At 74.8% G+C, this 18,225-nt stretch carries 17 protein-coding genes; 9 read left to right on the top strand and 8 right to left on the bottom strand.

The features are described 5' to 3' along the window. Nucleotides 1–113 precede the first annotated feature (113 nt). The 3 genes from ACWDD9_RS13865 (at nucleotide 114) to ACWDD9_RS13855 (ending at nucleotide 3,225) form a co-directional block, all read left to right on the top strand. Nucleotides 114–1,304, top strand: a complete 1,191-nt coding sequence (locus tag ACWDD9_RS13865) for a peptidoglycan-binding protein (protein WP_449811707.1) — start codon at nucleotides 114–116, stop codon at nucleotides 1,302–1,304. 200 nt (nucleotides 1,305–1,504) lie between these two features. After that, complete coding sequence (locus ACWDD9_RS13860) at nucleotides 1,505–2,137, top strand: DUF2269 domain-containing protein (RefSeq protein WP_449811706.1); 633 nt, start codon at nucleotides 1,505–1,507, stop codon at nucleotides 2,135–2,137. 80 nt (nucleotides 2,138–2,217) lie between these two features. Further along, a complete protein-coding gene (locus tag ACWDD9_RS13855) occupies nucleotides 2,218–3,225 on the top strand; it encodes an MsnO8 family LLM class oxidoreductase (RefSeq protein WP_449811758.1) in 1,008 nt (335 codons plus the stop codon). A 106-nt stretch (nucleotides 3,226–3,331) separates the two neighbouring features. Here the strand turns inward: ACWDD9_RS13855 and ACWDD9_RS13850 are convergent, their stop codons facing one another. Both ACWDD9_RS13850 and ACWDD9_RS13845 read right to left on the bottom strand, forming a co-directional pair. After that, nucleotides 3,332–4,846, bottom strand: a complete 1,515-nt coding sequence (locus tag ACWDD9_RS13850) for an APC family permease (RefSeq protein ID WP_449811705.1) — start codon at nucleotides 4,844–4,846, stop codon at nucleotides 3,332–3,334. A 238-nt stretch (nucleotides 4,847–5,084) separates the two neighbouring features. Beyond that, complete coding sequence (locus ACWDD9_RS13845) at nucleotides 5,085–6,728, bottom strand: amidohydrolase (RefSeq protein WP_449811704.1); 1,644 nt, start codon at nucleotides 6,726–6,728, stop codon at nucleotides 5,085–5,087. 205 nt (nucleotides 6,729–6,933) lie between these two features. Here ACWDD9_RS13845 and ACWDD9_RS13840 point away from each other — a divergent pair, with 205 nt between their 5' ends. The 5 genes from ACWDD9_RS13840 to ACWDD9_RS13820 all read left to right on the top strand — a co-directional run bounded on the left by ACWDD9_RS13840 (nucleotide 6,934) and on the right by ACWDD9_RS13820 (nucleotide 10,527). After that, nucleotides 6,934–7,542, top strand: a complete 609-nt coding sequence (locus tag ACWDD9_RS13840) for a TetR/AcrR family transcriptional regulator C-terminal domain-containing protein (protein WP_449811703.1) — start codon at nucleotides 6,934–6,936, stop codon at nucleotides 7,540–7,542. Between the two features lie 569 nt (nucleotides 7,543–8,111). Next, entirely contained in the window at nucleotides 8,112–8,495 is a 384-nt protein-coding gene (locus ACWDD9_RS13835) for a hypothetical protein (RefSeq protein WP_074004516.1), read from the top strand. A 4-nt stretch (nucleotides 8,496–8,499) separates the two neighbouring features. Next, nucleotides 8,500–9,594, top strand: a complete 1,095-nt coding sequence (locus ACWDD9_RS13830; protein WP_449811702.1) for a hypothetical protein — start codon at nucleotides 8,500–8,502, stop codon at nucleotides 9,592–9,594. An 82-nt stretch (nucleotides 9,595–9,676) separates the two neighbouring features. Beyond that, entirely contained in the window at nucleotides 9,677–10,072 is a 396-nt protein-coding gene (locus ACWDD9_RS13825) for a roadblock/LC7 domain-containing protein (RefSeq protein WP_310593218.1), read from the top strand. An 80-nt stretch (nucleotides 10,073–10,152) separates the two neighbouring features. Next, on the top strand, nucleotides 10,153–10,527 hold the full coding sequence (locus ACWDD9_RS13820) for a hypothetical protein (protein ID WP_049652052.1): 375 nt from the start codon (nucleotides 10,153–10,155) through the stop codon (nucleotides 10,525–10,527). Between the two features lie 104 nt (nucleotides 10,528–10,631). On the opposite strand, the gene ACWDD9_RS13815 is transcribed toward ACWDD9_RS13820, so the two are convergent. The 6 genes from ACWDD9_RS13815 to ACWDD9_RS13790 all read right to left on the bottom strand — a co-directional run bounded on the left by ACWDD9_RS13815 (nucleotide 10,632) and on the right by ACWDD9_RS13790 (nucleotide 16,100). Beyond that, nucleotides 10,632–11,792, bottom strand: a complete 1,161-nt coding sequence (locus ACWDD9_RS13815) for an NUDIX hydrolase (protein ID WP_449811701.1) — start codon at nucleotides 11,790–11,792, stop codon at nucleotides 10,632–10,634. Nucleotides 11,793–11,900: 108 nt separating this feature from the next. Next, the gene (locus ACWDD9_RS13810; RefSeq protein WP_117492302.1) at nucleotides 11,901–12,248 is read right to left on the bottom strand and encodes a VOC family protein; all 348 of its coding nucleotides are present in this window, start codon (nucleotides 12,246–12,248) and stop codon (nucleotides 11,901–11,903) included. 134 nt (nucleotides 12,249–12,382) lie between these two features. Continuing rightward, nucleotides 12,383–13,261: an SGNH/GDSL hydrolase family protein gene (locus tag ACWDD9_RS13805; protein ID WP_387975748.1), complete on the bottom strand. Its 879-nt coding sequence runs from the start codon at nucleotides 13,259–13,261 to the stop codon at nucleotides 12,383–12,385. Between the two features lie 2 nt (nucleotides 13,262–13,263). Continuing rightward, nucleotides 13,264–14,499, bottom strand: coding sequence for a glycosyltransferase (locus tag ACWDD9_RS13800; protein WP_449811700.1), 1,236 nt, complete (start codon nucleotides 14,497–14,499; stop codon nucleotides 13,264–13,266). Beyond that, nucleotides 14,496–15,713, bottom strand: a complete 1,218-nt coding sequence (locus tag ACWDD9_RS13795) for a glycosyltransferase family 4 protein (RefSeq protein ID WP_079272522.1) — start codon at nucleotides 15,711–15,713, stop codon at nucleotides 14,496–14,498. The genes ACWDD9_RS13800 and ACWDD9_RS13795 overlap by 4 nt, the downstream gene beginning before the upstream one ends. 198 nt (nucleotides 15,714–15,911) lie before the next feature. Continuing rightward, on the bottom strand, nucleotides 15,912–16,100 hold the full coding sequence (locus ACWDD9_RS13790) for a YegP family protein (protein ID WP_049652112.1): 189 nt from the start codon (nucleotides 16,098–16,100) through the stop codon (nucleotides 15,912–15,914). A 546-nt stretch (nucleotides 16,101–16,646) separates the two neighbouring features. Here ACWDD9_RS13790 and ACWDD9_RS13785 point away from each other — a divergent pair. Next, entirely contained in the window at nucleotides 16,647–18,143 is a 1,497-nt protein-coding gene (locus tag ACWDD9_RS13785) for an IMP dehydrogenase (RefSeq protein WP_049652113.1), read from the top strand. Nucleotides 18,144–18,225: the final 82 nt, after the last annotated feature.

Here is an 18,225-nt window from a genome sequence, read left to right as displayed (position 1 = left end):
CCGGACGGGTACGGGGGGTTCATTGCCGGGGTTTTGCGCCGTCGGGGTCAATCCGTGAGCCCTGCCTGCCGATACCGGAGGTGATGCCCTCACGCCGTTCGGAGGAGCCCACGATGCCCGAACTGTGGCTGCCCGGTGCCGAGATCCACGACCTCGGCGACCACGCGCCGACCGATCAGCAGTACCCGCCGAAGGCCATCGCCCACATCACCTGGGACCGCAACGCGACCGCCGCCGCGCCGCAGGACTGGTGCTCCTACGAGGACCTGGTCGGCTACTTCACCGGCAGCGGCGCCGGCGACGCGCCGCACCTGGTCTGGGACCCGTTCAGCGGGCGCACGGCGCAGCTGTTCCCGGCCGACTCCCGCTCGAAGAGCCTGCTCAGCCCCAGCCAGAGCCCCACCCGCACCAACCGGGCCGGGCGGGTGGTGATCCAGATCGAGGCGGTGTTCTTCCCCTACTGCCGCTACCAGGGCGCCGTCTACCCGCGCCTGGTCGACACCCCGTGCGCGGGCTGGGACCGGATCCACGCCTGGATCTCCTCCTGGGGCGTGCCGGACATCTGGCCGATGGGCCGGCCGACCGACTTCTCCGGCCACCGCGACGAGCGGACCTGGGAGGCCCTCGGCGGCTGGTACGCGCACGCCCACGTGCCGTACAACGACCACACCGACCCCGGCTCCTGGCCCGACCTCACGGCCGGGCCCGGCTCCCCGGGCATCCCGCCCCAGCAGCAGCCGGTGCCCCCGGCCACGACCGCCCGCTACCAGGTCAGCATCAACGGCCTGCCGTACGGCTACGGCGCCCAGGGCTACCAGGTGACGGTGGTCGGGCGGGCGCTGGTCGCGCACGGCTTCGGCGACCACTACCGCTCCGGCCCCGGCCCGAACTGGACGGACGCGGACACCGAGAACTACGCGGACTACCAGGGGAGTCTGGGCTACGCCGGGCAGGCGGCGGACGGCGTCCCGGGGGAGAGCTCGCTGCGCCGGCTGCTCGGCTACCTGCCCGGGCAGCGGACGGTCTCGGTGTCCCACGTGGTCGCGGCCGCCGGGACCGACCCGGGGGCAGCCCAGGGGCACCTGACGTACGGGTCCGAGGTGGCCATCGTGGAGCAGGCGCTCGCGGACGAGGGGCTGCTCGACCAGCGGTGGGTGGACGGCTCGTTCGGCACCCGGACGGTCTCCGCGTACGCGGCCTGGCAGCGGCGCTGCGGGTACCAGGCGGGGGCGGCGGACGGGATCCCCGGCCAGGCCTCGCTGCAGCAGCTGGGCGCGGCGCACGGGTTCGCGGTGACCGACTGAGGCCGGCTCCGGGGGAGCTGCGGCCGCTGTCTCCGGCCCCTCCTTCCCGCTGCTCCTCGGGGAGGAGCGCTCCGGCTGTCGCCCGGTGCGTGTACTCGCCGGGGAGTAGGCGAGGTTACTTCCACCGTCAGATGCCCGATGAGGATCGGACGGGAGAGCCTGGGGCCGTCCTCGTGGCCCCGACTCGAAGGAGGTACCCCGTGCGCTCGCCCACCGGCGCCGTCACGGCGTCCAAACCGGCGTCCGGTGTCAGGCGGCGGTCCGCGGGCCGCCGCCTGACACCGGCGGCGCGCAAACGCCTGGTCGTCCTGCACATCACCGCCTCGGTGAGCTGGCTGGCGCTGATGCTCTGCCTGCTCACCCTGGCGGTGACGGCGCTGACGGCCGTGGGCGCCGGCGACGCCGACCGGCTGCGCACCGCCTACCGGGCGATGGGCCTGCTCGGCGACGTGCTGATCCTGCCGCTGAGCCTGCTCACCTTCCTGAGCGGGGTGGCGCTCGGGCTCGGCACCTCCTGGGGGCTGTTCCGGTACTACTGGGTGAGTACCAAGTTCTGGCTGACGCTGGGGGCGATGGCGGCCTCCGTCTTCGCGCTCAGTGACCGGCTGCACGACGCGGTGCGGGTGGTGGACGCGCACCCGACCGGCCCGATCACGGCGGCGGACCTCGGCTTCGTCCGGTACAACACGGTGATCGTCCCGGCGGTGGCGCTGTCGCTCTACCTGTTCACCGTGGTCCTGTCGGTGTACAAGCCCTGGGGCCGCCGGAAGACCAAGGCCGGTGCCGCGGCCGCGGACGCCCGCCGGGGCCGAATACCCGGGGCGGGCGCCTGACCGGCCGGCCGACGGCCGCCGGCCCCGGCCCGGGGCCGCCCGGGGAATGCCCGCGCGCAGGGAGGGCGTTGTGCACCGACGTGACCAGCGCCGCGTCCACGACCAGGGTCTCCGTGCTCGACCGCTCCCGGACCAGACAGGGTGAGGAGCCGGCCCGGGCACTGCGGGACACGGTGGCCTTCGCCCGCGAGGCGGAGCGGCTCGGCTACCACCGGTTCTGGGTCTCCGAGCACCACGGCGTGCCGGGGGTGGCCGGGTCGGCGCCCACCGTGCTCGCGGCGGCCGTGGCGGCGGCCACCTCCCGGATCCGGGTCGGCACCGGCGGGGTGATGCTGCCCAACCATCAGCCGCTGGTGGTGGCCGAGCAGTTCGGGGTGCTGGCCGCGCTGTTCCCGGGGCGGATCGACATGGGGCTCGGGCGCTCGGTGGGCTTCACCGACGGCGTCCGGCGGGCGCTCGGGCGCGAGAAGGGCGCAGCGGACGAGTTCGGTGCCCAGCTGGCCGAACTGCTCGGCTACTTCGACGGCTCGCAGCAGACGTACCGCGGGGTCCACGCCCGGCCGGCCGAGGGCCTGCACGTCCCGGCCTTCGTCCTGGCCACCGGTGCGGGCGCCGACCTGGCCGCCGACGCCGGGCTGCCACTGGTGATCGCCGCCCCGCACGGGGAGGACCGGATGCTCGCGGCGATCGACCGCTACCGCGACCGGTTCCGCCCCTCGGCGCACGCCGCCGAGCCGTACGTGGTGGTCTCGGGCACGGTGGCGGTCGCCGAGACGGCCGAGCGGGCGCGCGAGCTGCTCGTCCCGGAGGCCTGGTCCGGCGCGTACTCCCGTACCCACGGCGAGTTCCCGCCCCTGGCCCCGGCGGCGGAGATCCTCGCCCGGGAGATGACCGTCCGGGAGCGGGCCGCGTACGAGCAGTCGCTCAAGGGCCACATCGCGGGCACCCCGGAGCAGGCCGCCGCCGAGCTGCTGGCGCTGGTGGAGCGCAGCGGGGCGGACGAGTTCCTGGTCACCACCAGTACCTACGACCGCGCCGCGCTGCTGGACTCCTACCGGCTCCTCGCCGAGGCCGTCGGCCGGGCCTGAGCGGGCCGGGCCCGAGTGGGCCCGGAGGACGCGGAGCCGTCACCGGTCCGGGCCGCGTCGGCTGCCCGGCGCTCGCTGCTCCCCTCCCGCTGCCCGGCGCTACCGCTCAGCCCGCGTCGACCTCGGTCGTTCCGAGCCGCGCGTACACCTCCGGCCGTCGGGCCCGCAGCCGCAGCGCGATCCCGACGCCGGTCAGGAACACCACCGGCACGATCGCGACCAGCGGCCAGTTGACCTCCGGGCCGGCGCCGGTGAACAGGTCGAGCCGCCACACCACCAGCGCGGTGGCCCCGCACAGCAGCACGGTGGCGGCCAGCGGCGCCACGACCGTACGGAACACCCCGGCGCTCGCGGCGGCCGCCCGGTTGCGGCGGAAGAAGGCGAACACGGCCAGACCGGCCAGCGCCTGGAGCACCAGGATGCCGACCACCCCGGGGGAGTTCGCCCAGAGGAAGAACTGGTTGTACGGGTCCGCCCCGATCAGCGCGGCCACCCCGACGGCCACCGCCGCCACCACCGACTGCACGATGCCGCCGATCCACGGTGAACCGTGCCGCGGGTGGACCCGGCCCAGCACGGCCGGGGCGGCCTGCTCGGTGGCCAGCGCGTAGCCGTACCGGGTGATGGTGTTGTGGAAGGCGAGCAGCGCCGCGAGCAGGCTGGTGACGATCAGCACCCGCTGCACGTCCGTCGCCCAGCCGCCGACGTAGTCGGTCATCGCGGTGAAGAACATCCCGGCCGGGTCGGCGGTGGCGGTCGCGACGGCCCCGGTGTCGCCGAAGGCCTGCACGATCATCCAGGTGACGAAGGTGTAGAAGAGGCCGAGGAAGACGATCGCGGCGTAGGTCGCGCGCGGCACGGTCCGCTGCGGCTGCCGGGCCTCCTCACGGTAGATCGCGGTCGCCTCGAAGCCGATGAAGGCGGCGAAGGAGAGGCCGAGCACCCCGCCCATCCCGCCGGAGAACACGTGCTTCGGGGCGAACGAGGACAGGCTCAGCCCGTGCGCCCCGCCCTTGACCAGCACCGCCACCGCGAGCACCAGCAGGATGCCGGTCTCGGCGATCAGCAGCGCCCCGAGCACCTTGGCCCCGAGGTCTATCGAGCGGAAGCCGAGGAACCAGACCACCGCGACCCCGAGCAGCGCCCAGACCGGCCAGGGCAGGTCCAGCCCGAGCAGGTCCTCGGCCGTGGTGTGGGCGAAGAACCCGAAGGCGCCGAACATGCCGATCTGGATCGCGTTGTACGAGAGCACCGCGAGCAGTGCCGCGCCCAGTCCGGCCGCCCGGCCGAGGCCGCGGGTGACGTAGGCGTAGAAGGCGCCGGCGTTGCGGATGTGCGCGGTCATGGTGGTGAAGCCGACCGCGAAGAGCGCCAGCACCACGCCGGTGGCCAGGTAGGCGACCGGCGCGCCGATGCCGCCGAAGGAGATGGCGAACGGCGCCACGCCGGCCATCACGGTCAGCGGCGCGGCGGCGGCCACGACGAAGAAGACGATGTCGCCGGTGCCGAGCACCCCGCGCTCCAGCCCGCCGGGGGTGCCGGGGGAGGTGGGAGCGGAAGGGGCGCCGGGGTCGGGGGGACGGAGTGCGGCGGGGGAGGCCGCGTCGGAGGGCAGGGTCATGGGGGAGCTCTCCTGGGGTCGTGGGTACGAGGGTAGGGCGGTCGGCGGCGCGGACGCGTCGGCCGCCGACCGGGGAACGAGGCACGGACGCCGTGGGGGACGGCCGGAACCGGTCGGGAAGTCCGTCCGGGCGGGGCGGCCGGCCGGCCAGGACGTCTCAGCGCGTCGAGCCGCAGCCGGACAAGCCAAACAAGCCGGACCGGCCGCAGCCGGACCAGCCAGCCGGCCGGGGCGCGCCTCAGCGCGTCGAGCGGTCGCGGCCGGGCGGCCCACCGTGGGTGCGCCGTCCGCCGAGCCAGGTGCCGGCCACCTCGATCGAGGCCAGCTCACCGGCCGGCACCGCGTACGGATCGGTGGCCAGGTGCACCAGGTCGGCCCGCAGGCCCGGCCGCAGCACGCCCCACTCGGCCTCCTCGAAGGCCTGGTGCGCCACGCCCGCCGAGTACGCCGCCAGCGCCTCGGTGAGCCCGATCCGCTCCTCGGGCAGCCAGCCGCCGTCCGGCAGGCCGTCCGGCGTCTGCCGGGTGACGGCGGTGGCCAGCCCGGCGAGCGGCTCGTAGCGGGTGACCGGCCAGTCGCTGCCGAAGGAGACCCGGGTGCCGCCGCGCAGCAGGGCGGCGATCTGGTACTGCCGGGAGCCGCGGTCCGGGCCGAGTCGGGGCAGGGTGAGCTCGGTCATCAGCGGGTCGGTCTGCGCCCACAGCGGTTCGAAATTGGCGATCACCCCGAGTTCGGCGAACCGCGGCAGGTCGTCCGGGTGGACCAGCTGGACGTGTGCGATCACCGGCCGGCGGGCGCGCGGCCCGTTGCGGCGGGCGGCGGCCTCGACGGCGTCCAGCGCGATCCGTACGCCGTGGTCGCCGATCGCGTGGATGTGCGGCTGGAAGCCCAGCGCGTCCACGGCGGTGACGGCCTCCGCCAGCTCGGCGCCGGTCCAGTTGGCGACGCCGTGGGAGTGCGGGCAGTCGCTGTACGGCTCCAGCAGCGCGGCCGTGCCGGACTCGATGACGCCGTCGGCGAAGAACTTGACCGCCCGCGCGCTGAGCCGTCCGCGCCCGGCGGCGTCGACCCGGTCGCGGTCGGCGGCCAGGCGGGGGAGCCGCTCGCGCCAGCCGTCCGGTTCGAGCAGCAGGGCGAGTCCGGCCCGGACCGGCAGGTCCTGCTCGGCGACGGCCGCCAGCCAGGTGTCCACCTGCGCGGGTTCGACCCAGGCGTCCTGGAGCCAGGTGAGTCCGGCGGCGGCGAGCGCGGCGGTGGTCTCCCGCAGCGCGGCGACCTGTTCGGCCAGTGGCCGCGGCGGGACGAGCGCGAGGACGGGGTTCAGCGCACCGAACTCGCGCAGGGTGCCGAGCGGGCTGCCGTCCGGCCGTCGGACGATCTCGCCGCCGACCGGCTGGGGCGTGTCCGGCCCGTACCCGGCCCGGCGCAGCGCCTCGCTGTTGGCCCAGCCGGTGTGGTGGTCCATGGTGCGCAGCAGTACCGGCCGGTCGGGTACGGCGGCGTCGAGCAGCCGGGCGTCGAACAGCCCGCCCTCGGCCAGTGACGGATCCACGGCGTCGCCGGTGATCCACTCGGCCTCGGGGTGGCGCCGCGCCCAGTCGCGGACGGCAGCCACGACCTGCGCCACGCTGGTGCAGTCGCGGACGGGCACGCCGCGCAGGCCGATGGCGCCGAGCAGCGGGTGGACGTGGCCGTCGCCGAAGGAGGGCAGCAGGGCGCCGCCGTCGAGGTCGACGGTCTCGGTGCCTTCGTCGCGCAGGGCGAGGGCGGCGTCGCCGAGGGCGGCGATCCGCCCCGCGCTGACGGCGAGGGCGTGGGTGCGGGGGAGGGCGGGGTCTCCGGTGTGGATCCGGCCGCCGGTGAAGATCGTTTCGGCACGCATACGGGGGTGTGCGTCCTCTCCGGGGCAGGGCGGGCCGACGGGTGCGCGGCCTGCCTAACCGAATGGGGTTCGGTTACCGTAGGCGCGGCACCGGCGGGTGCGGAAGGGTTTTACTGAAAGCCGTTCAATAACGCTTGGATAACGACGATCTTGGTCTGTCGGGGGCCGACGGGCCGCCCGGCGACCCCGAAGGTGAGGAGCCGGCATGCCCAGGCCGCGCACACCCCTGCTGGACCGGCAGCGCATCGTGGACACCGCGCTCCGGCTGGTCGACGAGGCGGGGGACCTCACCATCCCCGCGCTGGCCGGTGCGCTCAAGGTCAGCCCCTCCGCGCTCTACCACCACGTGGCCGGCCGGGCCGAGATCGTCGCCCTGATGCGCGCCGAGCTGGTGCGCACGATCGGCGAGCAGTCGATGTGGGGCCAGCCCTGGGACGCCGCGCTGCGCACCTGGGCGCACGCCTACCGGGACGCCTTCGCCGAACATCCCGGCATCGTCCGGCTGCTCGCCACCGCGCCGCTTGCCGAATCGTTCATGCACGAGCTGTACGAGCGGGCCGTCGCCACCCTGGAGGACGCGGGCTTCGCCGCGCAGGACGTGATGGGCCTGATCACCGCCCTGGAGAGCTTCATCCTGGGCTCGGCGCTGGACCTCGTCGCCCCGGACGTCATGGTCGACGCCGTCGACCGCGCCGCCACCCCGCGGCTGGCCGACGCCCTGGACGCCGTCCCCGTCGGGCGCGAGCGCGCGGACCGGGCCTTCGAGCTCGGGCTCACCGCCCTGATCGGGGGCTACCGGGCGCTACTGGGCTGACCGGCACCGGCCGGCCCGGCAGTGCCCGGCGGCTCCCCGGTCGCGATTTCTGACCAGGCGTGATGGCCTGCTAGTGTTCTTCCCGTCGAGAGGAAGTGATCTTCCGGGAAACGAATCTCGAACAGGCGTCAGCGGTGCTACCAGAGCACGCCCTACTTTCAGTAGGGAGAGTCCGTGCGATCCGGGCCTGGCGCTCCCATCGAAGGGGCTCGTTCCGTCCAACGGAACGGGCCCCTTCGGCGTGTTCGCGCTCCATGAGCTCATCCTCTTATCGCACTTTCGATGACGAAACCCTCCGGCACGGCCCGGTATCGGCCAACGTCCCGTGCCAGGCGGCCGGTGAACGGCGCTCCAACCGCCCTGGCCCACCAGTGGCGTCACCTCCCATCCCGGTCTGATGCATCGTCAATTCTTGGCCGGAACTGGCCGTTGCCGGTGTGAATATGCCATCGGAATGTTCGTCCGATGGAATCCGGCAGTAGCCTTCCGTGTCGAACTAGCCACTGCTGGTGGTGAACCGGTCGGCGCCGCGCTGCGTCCGGCCGCCCAGACCCCGCGAAGGAGCCGGTGTGCCCGGTATCGACGAATGCCTCTCCGGAGCGATGGCGATCCCCGGGGCCCGCGCCGCGAGCCTGGTCGACTGGAGCAGCGGGCTCGCCCTCGGCAGCCTCGGGGACAGCCCGACCGGAGAGCACGAAACCTCCGCCGCCGAGGCAACCGACCTGGTGCGGGCGGCCGTTGAGAGTCAGACCTTCACCGTGACGGAGGACCGGCGGGCCCCGCTGGAGGACATCATCGTCACCGCCGGCCGCAGCTACCACCTGATCCGTTTCATCGACACCGTCTTCGACAACAGGCTCGTGCTGCACCTCTGGCTGGACCGCGCGGAGGGCAACCTCGCCGCCGCCCGCTTCCGCCTCCAGGCGCTCACCGACGAACTGGTGCTGGGGTGAGCGCGTGACCGCCGCGACCGGCACCGCGCCGCCGCCCTGGGCGGGGGCCGCCACCCCGAGGACCCCGGGCGAGGCGCTCGCCCTGCTCGCCGACCGTCGCGCCACCGGCGCCCTGCACGGACCGCTCGGCAGCCTCCACCTGGTCGACGGGCGGGTGGCCGCCGCCCAGTCCTCCCGGGCCCCCGGCCTGGCCGACCTGCTCATCGGCTGCGGCCGGATCACCCCCGAGGGCTGGGCGGAGCTGCTCCGGATCCACGGACCTCGGTCGAGGGTCGGCGAGGCGCTCGTCGAACGGCGGCTGCTCACCCGGGGAGAGCTCGAACTCGGCCACCTGGGAACGCTGTTCGACGCCTCGTTCTTCGTCCTCGCCGACCCGGGCGGCGGAGTCTGGCGGTTCGAGGCCGACGCCCGGCACTGGCTCGGACCGGTCGCGGACGTCGACCCGGCCCGGATCCGTCGCGAGGTCGCACGCCGTCGGCAACTGCTCGACGGGATCTGGCCGTGGGGGCAGCTCGACACCGCGCCCGTCCGCCCGGTCGAGCACGTCCGCCGAGCCTCCCACCGCCCGTCCGGCCGCCGGCGCCGCGAGCTGCTGGACCACGCCGACGGCCGCAGGACCCCGGCCGACCTGGCCCGGCTGCTCGGCCGCTCCGGTTTCGGCGTGACGGCCGACGTCCGACGGCTCGCCGCCGCCGGGCTGCTGGACGCGCCGTTGCCAGCCGACGTACCGCGCCCGCCCGACGTGCCGACGGTGGCCCGGGTGCCCGAGGTGTCGCCAACGGCCGTACCGGCACCCGAAGTTCCCCCACCGGTCACGAGTGGACCGGCCGGAGGGCTGCACCGCAGGGTCCCCGGCGCCAGCCTCCGAGGTGCCGGACTCCCCGGAGCCCCGGTCACGGCCGACCCCGCCGCAGTCCGTACCGGCACCCCCGCCGGCGGCACCCCCGCCGGGGCCGACACCGGGACCGACGCCGGGACCGACGCCCCCACGCGATCAGAACGCCCGCCCACCACGGCAGCGGCCCACCCGCTGACCGTCCCCGACCCGGACATCGCGCTGCTGACCCGGGTCCGAGACCTTCTGGAGGCCCGACTTTGACCCATTCCCCGCCCGCGACCCCGTCGTTCCGGCCATGAGGCGGGCACTCAAGCAGCGTGTCGGAAGGAGACAACTGATCGCCTTGGAGACCGAGTTGCTCGCCGAACTGCGCGCCGTCAAACACCGCGTCCCGCACCTCGCGGGTGGTCTGGTCGCCAGCGTGGACGGCCTGTTGATCGCGCACGACACCCACGGCACCGAGCCCTCGGGTCTGGCCGCGATGACGGCGGCCTCGCTCTCGCTGGCCCAGCGGCTCGCCGACACCACCGGCCAGGGCGAGTTCCGCGAGTCGCTGGTGCGCGGCGAGAACGGCTACGTCGCCACCTACGCGGCCGGCGGCAGCTGCGTGCTGACGCTGCTGGCGCACCCCGACGTCAACGTCGGCCGGCTGCACCTGGAGGCCCGCCGCAGCGCGCAGCGCATCGCGGAGCTGCTCAACGACGCGCTCGTGCCCAAGGACCCGCGCGACGCGGGCTGACCGCGCCACCAGACCACCGCACCACCTGAAACCGCACCACCCGCCACCGAACCACCCACCAAAGAACGGGAGTTACCCAGATGACCGACGCAGCCGGCGCGCTCAAGCAGGCCATGACCAGCATCGAGGGCGCCATCGGCGCGGCCCTGGTGGACTACAACAGCGGCATGGCGCTGGCCACCCTCGACGGCCCCGGCGGCCTGGACCTCAATGTCGCCGCCGCCGGCAACACCGACGTGGTCCGCGCCAAGATGCGCACCATGGACATGCTCGGCCTCCAGGACGGGATCGAGGACATACTGATCACCCTGACCAGCCAGTACCACCTGATCCGCCCGCTCACCGGCCGTACCGGCAAGGGCCTGTTCCTCTACCTCGCGCTGGACAAGGCGCGCGCCAACCTCGCGATGGCCCGCCACCAGCTGGGCCGGATCGAGGCCGAGCTGGAGGTCTGACGCGGCGCCCCGAAGTGCCGCGCCGGCCCACCGCGCCGATGTGCGCGGAAGCGGAGGAGGCCCCGGCGGCGGCTCATGCCCCGCCGGGCTCCGTCCACCCGGCCTCACCCCTGCGGCAGGTCCGGCCCGACGCTCCGCCCGCGCACCAGCTCGACCGGTCCGCCCGCCCGTTCCCGGGCGGCCAGTGCGGCGGCCGTACGGTCCCAGGACGGGCCGGTCAGCAGCGTCCGCGCCTCGGCCGGGTCGCAGAGCCGCCACTCGACCAGTTCGTCCTCCGGCAGCACGAGGGAGCCGAGCATCCGCTCCGTCACCGTGCCCCCGTCGAACACGTACACCAGGACGGCGGTGTCCCGGCCGGTCGCCGGGTCCGCCTCCGGGTCGGCCGCCGCACCCGGCTGCCAGTCCAGCGCCAGCAGTGGCCCCGGTTCCACGTCCCAGCCGAGCTCCTCGCGGATCTCCCGCCGGGCGGCCGCCCGGGGCATCTCCCGGTCCGCCTCGACCCCGCCGCCCGGCAGCGTCCAGTGCGGCACCTGCCCGAGCGGCCCGTCCCACGGCCGCAGTCGCACCAGCAGCACCCGGCCGGCGGCGTCGGTGAACAGTGCCCGCGCCTTGGTCCGGATGCGCGGCCGGGTGGCGTAGTAGGTCGCCCGGTCCATCGGCGGCTGCGAGGGTTCCGGCGGCTCCTCGGCGGACGGTGTCAGCCCCGGTGCGGCGGCCAGTCCGGCGTACTCGGGCACCGGCCCGTCGGCGGGCAACCGCGCGAGCGTGTGGCCGACCGGCCGGCTGTCCTCCAGTTCCAGTGGCCCGGTGTCGCCCGGTGCCCGCAGACAGGCCGTCACCCGGCGGGACAATCGCGGTGGCAGGGCGTGTCCGGCCTGCTCCGCCGTCAGCCAGGTCCAGCCGCCGACCTCCGCCGTGTCCGGCCGGAACGCCGCCACCTGCTCCGCCGTCAGCGGCTCGGCCCAGTAGAGGTACACGACGATCGGCCGGTCGCCCTCGCGCAGCAGCGCCCAGTCCACGCCGGCCAGCGGCCCCAACCGGGGCGTGAACCCCAGCTCCTCCCGGATCTCCCGCAGGGCGGTCTCCCTCGGCGACCGGTCCGTCGGCTCCCACCCGCCGCCCGGGATCGCCACCGGGTGCTTCCGGTCGTACGGCAGCCGCACCACCAGCAGCCGCCCGGCCCCGTCGGAGAACAGCACCCCCGCCGCCGCCATGACGTCCCGACCCACCGCGCCCGAGCTCTCCACCCCGACTCCCTCCGTCACGCTCTCCCCGGACACGACAACCCGGGCCACCCCGATGGTTCCCGCCGAACGGCCCCGCCGATCCCGGCCGTGACCGGCACCGTCCCCGGTCGCGGGGGAGCGAAGGTGTCAGCGGTGGCCCAGGACGTTGACCACACGGCCGTTGGGGTCGCGGACGAAGAACCGCCGTACGCCCCACTCCTCGTCCTGCAAGGGGTGGACGATCTCCGCACCGTCGGCCAGCACGGCCGCGTAGGCCGCGTCCACGTCGTCGACCTCGACGCTCAGGTCGGGGGTGACCGGCGCGGTCCTGTCGCCGGTCATGAAGCTGACCTGTGCCGCCGGACTGGACGGGGAGGCGAGCGTCATGATCCAGCCGTGGTTCATGACCTCCTCGAAGCCCAGCAGGCCGTAGAACTCCCGGCTCTCCTGCGCGGCCTCCGACCGGATGTTGGGCACGACACGGCGAACGGACATCGACGACTCCAGACAAGAACGGGAATGCCTCCGGGACCCTCCACAAGTACTACGCCACTCCCGCCGCCGCGCGCACTTCCGCAACAGTCCCCGGTTCCACCGCCTTCGCCGTCCCCGCCACCCCGGCGCGCTCCTCACCCCAGCGAGGCGAGGGCCTGCGCCGCGGCCCGGGCCATCTGCTCGTCGTGCCGCCGGCTCCCGCCGCGCAGGCGGGCGACGCCCTCCGCGGCGGCCAGTGCGAGCAGGCCCGGCAGGAGGTCGGTGCTGCGGGCGGCGAGCCAGCGGGTGCCCCGGGTGGCCATCCACCAGAGGTCGGCGGCCAGGCCCGGAGGTGGTTCGGCGGGAGCGGCGGTCGGGGGCGGGCCGAGGGGGTGGCCGGCCTCGGTGAGCAGGTCGTGGAAGCGCCGGGCGATCAGGTGGTGGCCCTCGGCGCTGGGGTGCAGGCGGTCGACGCTCAGCAGCCGACGCTCCGTGAGCCACGGCAGCTCGGCGATGTGCAGGTGCACCGCCCGGTGGCGTTCGGTGAGGGCGTGTACCACGGTGTTGACCGCCCGCATCCGGCGCGCCAGGGGACGGGCGAGCGGCGCCGGGAGCCGGAGCAGGCTGCCCGGGTCGGGCAGGCAGGCGGTCAGCAGTCTGGCGCCGTGGCCGGACAGTTCCCCCATCGTGGCGTCCAGTTCCAGGGTGGTGCGCCGGATGTCGAAGCCCGAGCGCAGGGTGTCGTTGCCGCCGACCACCACCGCCGCGAGCTGCGGCCGCAGAGCCAGCGCGCCCGGTAACTGACGTGTCGTCAATTCCGTGGTGAGCGCCCCGCTGTACGCCAGGTTGGTGAACTCGACGTCCCGACCCTCGGGCGGCAGCGCGTGGGCGAGGACGGCGGCCCAGCCGCGCCAGCCCTCGCCGACCTGGTCCCCGACCCCCTCCGTGAGCGAGTCCCCGAGGGCGACGAAGCGCAGCAGCTCGCCGGCCGTGGGGCGTTCTTCCGCGGCCCGGCCACGCCCGGCCTCCAGCATGCTCATCCTGACCTCCGACCTCCGTCCACCGCCTCGTCATCGCGTACACCGTGCGCCGCAAGGAACGCCGCCACCGCCGCCGGCCAGCCGTACCGCTCGGCCTGAGCCCGGGCGGAGGCCCGTCGCAGCTCCTCCGGCCGACCCAGCAACTGCCGTACGGCGGAGGCGAATCCGTCGCCGGTGTCGACGGCCGCCACCCCGGCGAGCCCGACCAGGCCGGGCAGCGCGGAGGAGCGGCTGACCACCACCGGGGTCCCGCAGGCCAGTGACTCCATCGCGGCCAGCCCGAAGGTCTCCACCGGGCCGGGCGCGAGCACCACGTCCGCACAGCCCAGCAGTTGGGCCAGCTCCGCCCGCCCGCCCAGGTGCCCGAGGAAGCGCACCGGCAGCCGCAGCCGCGCGGCCCGCGCCGCCAGCCGGTCCCGCAGCGGCCCGGTGCCGGCCACCACCAGCACCGCGGGCCGCCGCCGGGCCCGCAGGGCGGCCAGCGCCTCGATCGCCCGCTCGGGCCGCTTCTCCGCCGAGAGCCGGGAGCAGAGCACCAGCAGCGTCTCGTCCGGAGCGGCGTACCGGGCCCGCTCGGCCGCCCGTGCGGTCGGCGGCAGCGGGCGCATCGCGTCGAGGTCCACCCCCAGCGGGGCCCGGACCAGGTTCGGGGTGCCGATCCGCCGGAACTCCGCCGCCGCCCAGTCGGTGGTGCAGAGCACCGAGTCGTAGGCGCGGGCGGTGGCCGCGTTGAACCGGTCGGCCGTCGCGCCCGCCAGCGGACCGGGCAGGCCCCAGGTGCGCAGCAGGCCGGCGGCGCTCTCGTGCGAGACCATCACCGAGCGCACGCCGTGCCGCCGCGCCCAGGCGCCGGTCCAGCGCAGCGTGGTGCGGTCGGACACCTCCAGCCGGTCGGGGGAGAACCTGGTCAGCTCGGCGGCGACGGCCCGCCGGTCGGTGAGCAGCCGGTAGCCGCCGCTGGCCGGCAGCACCGGGCCGGGCAGGGTGACCACCACGCCCTGCTCGGTCTCCTCCTCGGAGCGCCGCTCCCCGGGGACGATCAGCACCGGACGGTGCCCGGCCGCCCGGTACCCGGCACCGAGGTGGCGCAGCGCGGTGCGCAGACCGCCGGAGACCGGGGTGACGAAGTTGGCGAGCCGGACGATCGTCAGCGCCTCGCCGGCCATCGGAGCCTCACCGGCGATCGGTGAGGCGCCCGCCGTCGGTGCCCCGCCGTCGGGAACGGAGCTCATGCCGGCAGCTCCTCCGACAGGGCGGGCGCCACCGGCGCGGCCGACGCCGGGGCGGCGGACGGCAGCCGCACTCCGCGGTGCTCCGCCAGCACCTCGGCGTAGTGCCGCAGCAGCAGGTCCCCGACCGCCTCCCAGGTGCGCGCGGTCACCTCGGCGCGCCCGGCCTGCCCGTACCCGGCCCGCCGCGCCGGGTCGGCGGCCAGCTCGGCGACCGCCCGGGCCACCGCGGCGGCGTCCCGGGGCGGCACCAGCAGGCCGGTGCGGTGGTGGGCGACCAGGTCCAGCGGGCCGCCCGCCGCGGGGCCGATCACCGGCACGCCGCTGGCCATCGCCTCCTGGATGGTCTGACAGAAGGTCTCCAGCGGACCGGTGTGCACGAAGACGTCCAGGGTGGCGAAGCAGCGCGCGAGCTCGTCCCCGGTGCGCCGGCCGAGGAACACGGCGCCCGGCATCGAGGCCTTCAGCCCGGGCGCCGAGGGGCCGTCCCCGACGACCACCACCCGTACCCCGGGCAGTGCCGAGGCCGCCGCCAGCAGGTCGACCCGCTTCTCCGGCGCCAGCCGTCCGACGTACCCGACCAGCACCTCCCCGCCCGGGGCCAGCGCCCGGTGCAGCGCCTCGTCCCGGTGCCGGGGGTGGAACCGCACCGAGTCCACTCCGCGCGGCCACAGCTGCACCCTCGGCACCCCGTGCGCGGTGAGGTCCTGGGCGGCGGGGGTGGAGGGGGCCAGGGTACGGGCGGCCGCGCGGTGCACGGCCCGGATCCGCCGCCAGGCGGCGGCCTCCCCGAGCCCCCGCCCGGCCCGGTAGGCGTGCGCGTACCCGGCCAGATCGGTCTGGTAGACGGCGACGGCGGGCACCCCGAGCCGCGCCGCGACCTGCATCCCGCGCGCGCCGAGCACGAACGGGCTGGCCAGGTGGACGAGGTCCGGCCGGTGTCCGGCGACGGCGGCCGCCAGCTGCCGACTGGGCAGGGCGATCCGTACCTGGGGGTATCCCGGCAGCGGCACCGACGGGATGCGCACCACGGGAATCTCCGGCGCCGCGCCGCCGCCGAAGGTCTCCGGCGGGCACTCGGCGCCCCGCGCCGGCGAGGGGGTGACGACAAGGGGCCGGTGGCCCCGGCGGACCAGGTGCTCGGCCGTCCGCAGCACGCTGTGGGCGACTCCGTTGACCTCGGGCGGGAAGGATTCGGTGACGATGACGACGCGCATGCCAGTGTTCTGTCCGCGTCCGGCGTGCACCCGGCCAAAGGGATCTGTCGTAGAGGCGAACGCGGGTCGGCGATTTGCACCGCCGACCCGCGCTCCGGAGCCGGGCCCGCCACACCGTCCCGTGCGTCGGATCCCGGCCTGTCACACCGTCCCGCGTCCCGGCCCGTCACACCGTCCCGTGCGTCGGGGCCCGGACTGTCACACCGACCCGGCGGTCTCCTTGAGTTCCGCGTACGGCGCGAGCTTGCGGATCGACGCGATGCTCCTCAGGCAGTCGTCCTTGCTCTCCTGCGGGTCGCCGGTCACTACGATCGTCCCGTTGCTCGCCTTGAGCCGGAACCGGTGCATGCCGCCCTCGTCCACGTACAGTTCGAATTTCCCGGCCATGCCAGATACAGCCTTCCGCTCGGATGACCCCCTGGCACCGCAACCTAGGGCCCACCCCACCACGCCGCCCGCCGACCGGACCCGTTCGGGTCACACCGCCGCGCGGCGTCGCCGACCGGCCGCGCTCCCGGGCCCCGCCGAGCGACCGGGCGAGCAGGCGAACGGCCCACGCGCGGAGGCGACGGGCCGGTCCCGCCTCACCCGCGCGTGGAGCCTTCGGCCCGGGGTCCGCCGCCCGGCCGGAGCCGTCCGCGTCGTCAAGTGCCGTTGACGACACCTCGGTTCTCCGTGTCCGTACCGTCGGGCGCACCGCTCCTCGGGAGCCGCCGACGGCGATGACGGTGATTCGTCAACAAGTCGGGCAGTCGATAAGGTGCGTAGTCAACTGCCGCGCCTCGCACCTGAGGTCCGGTCAGGATGCGCGCCCTGGTGGGGCGGAGCTCCGCCGTGCCCGTCCGTGAACCTGACCGGTCGAGCCGTCGGGCACGGGCGCGGTCTTCGCGGTCGGGCCGACCGGCGCCGCCCGCTCGGGATCAGGAGGAATGCATGGCACAGATCATCGCCGAGGTGTCGCGGACGTTCAACGAGTACCTGCTGCTCCCGAACCGGACTCGGACCGACTGCAGGCCCGCGGCCGTTGATCTCCGGACGCCCCTGGTGCGGCACCGGGTGGGCGAGGCCTCGGCGATCGAGCTGCACGCCCCGTTCGTGTCGGCGATCATGCAGGCGGTCAGCTCCCCGGAGCTCGCGATCGCGCTCGCCCGCAACGGCGGTCTGAGCTTCATCCACCACAACCAGCCGGTCGAGGAACAGGCGGCGGCCGTCCGGAAGGTGAAGAACTTCAAGGCCGGTTTCGTCACCAGCGACACCAACGTCCGGCCCGACGACACCCTCCGCGACCTGGTCGCGGTGATGCGCCGGACCGGCCACAGCACCGCCGCCGTCACCCACGACGGGACGGCGACCGGGCGCCTGCTCGGCCTGGTGACCTCGCGCGACTTCCACCCCCAGCGGCACGACCTCGACGGCCCCGTCAGCGGCCGGATGACCCCCCTCGGCGAGCTGCCCCACGCGGGCGGCGACGTCACCCTCTCCGAGGCGAACGCGAGGCTGTGGGAGGAGCGGCTGGACTGCCTCCCGGTGCTGGACGGAGAGGGGCACCTCCAGCACCTGGTGTTCCGGTCCGACTACGCGGACAACAAGCGCTTCCCGAACCAGGTCGTGGACGGCGGCAAGCGCCTGCGCGTGGGCGCGGGCGTCAACACCCACGACTACCGCGAGCGGGTTCCGGCCCTGTTGGAGGCGGGCGCGGACGTCCTGTGCTTCGACTCGTCCGACGGCTACAGCGACTGGCAGGCGGAGGCGCTGACCTGGACGAAGAAGAACTACCCGGAGATCCCGATCGGCGGCGGCAACGTGGTGGACGGCGAGGCGTTCACGTTCCTCGCCGAGGCCGGCGCCGACTTCGTGAAGATCGGTGTGGGCGGCGGCTCCATCTGCATCACGCGCGACCAGAAGGGCATCGGCCGGGGCCAGGCCAGTGCCGTCCTCGACGTCGCCGCCGCCCGGGACGCCTTCCTGGAGCGTACCGGCGACTACGTGCCGCTCTGCTCCGACGGCGGCCTGGTGGAGGACTACCACGTGGCCCTGGCGCTGGCGATGGGCGCGGACTTCGTCATGATGGGGCGGTACTTCGCCCGCTTCGACCAGGCGCCCGGCGCGAAGGTCCCGACCCGGGACGGCTTCGTCAAGGAGTACTGGGGCGAGGGCTCCAACCGTGCCCGCAACTGGCAGCGCTACGGCCAGGGCGGTCAGGGGCTGGTCTTCGAGGAGGGGGTCGACGGCTACGTTCCCTACGCCGGCGACCTCAACGAGGGCCTGGCCACCACCATGGCGAAGATCAAGTCCACCATGGTCTCCTGCGGTTCCGTGACGCTGCCGGAGTTCCAGTCCACCGCGCGGCTGACCCTGGTGTCCGAGCAGAGCTTCCAGGAGAGCCACGCGAGCGTCACCCTGCGGGACACCTCCGGGACGGTCGCCTGAGCAACGGCGTGAGCGGTCGCGACGCGGCTCGGGAGGCGGAACCCCGCTGAAGGGCCCCGCGGGCGACCGGGCCCGTGCATGA

Source organism: Kitasatospora sp. NPDC001119 (genome assembly GCF_053598475.1).
The sequence above is the reverse complement of the archived record's forward strand: the minus strand, read 5'-3'. Positions and strand labels throughout refer to the sequence as shown.

Excerpts from the sequence above, each read along its gene's own strand:
- ACWDD9_RS13865 (WP_449811707.1), top strand. The coding sequence starts at position 114 with ATGCCCGAACTGTGGCTGCCCGGTGCCGAGATCCACGACCTCGGCGAC.
- ACWDD9_RS13850 (WP_449811705.1), bottom strand. The coding sequence starts at position 4,846 with ATGACCCTGCCCTCCGACGCGGCCTCCCCCGCCGCACTCCGTCCCCCC.
- ACWDD9_RS13845 (WP_449811704.1), bottom strand. The coding sequence starts at position 6,728 with ATGCGTGCCGAAACGATCTTCACCGGCGGCCGGATCCACACCGGAGAC.
- ACWDD9_RS13840 (WP_449811703.1), top strand. The coding sequence starts at position 6,934 with ATGCCCAGGCCGCGCACACCCCTGCTGGACCGGCAGCGCATCGTGGAC.
- ACWDD9_RS13820 (WP_049652052.1), top strand. The coding sequence starts at position 10,153 with ATGACCGACGCAGCCGGCGCGCTCAAGCAGGCCATGACCAGCATCGAG.
- ACWDD9_RS13810 (WP_117492302.1), bottom strand. The coding sequence starts at position 12,248 with ATGTCCGTTCGCCGTGTCGTGCCCAACATCCGGTCGGAGGCCGCGCAG.
- ACWDD9_RS13805 (WP_387975748.1), bottom strand. The coding sequence starts at position 13,261 with ATGCTGGAGGCCGGGCGTGGCCGGGCCGCGGAAGAACGCCCCACGGCC.
- ACWDD9_RS13800 (WP_449811700.1), bottom strand. The coding sequence starts at position 14,499 with ATGAGCTCCGTTCCCGACGGCGGGGCACCGACGGCGGGCGCCTCACCG.
- ACWDD9_RS13795 (WP_079272522.1), bottom strand. The coding sequence starts at position 15,713 with ATGCGCGTCGTCATCGTCACCGAATCCTTCCCGCCCGAGGTCAACGGA.
- ACWDD9_RS13790 (WP_049652112.1), bottom strand. The coding sequence starts at position 16,100 with ATGGCCGGGAAATTCGAACTGTACGTGGACGAGGGCGGCATGCACCGG.
- ACWDD9_RS13785 (WP_049652113.1), top strand. The coding sequence starts at position 16,647 with ATGGCACAGATCATCGCCGAGGTGTCGCGGACGTTCAACGAGTACCTG.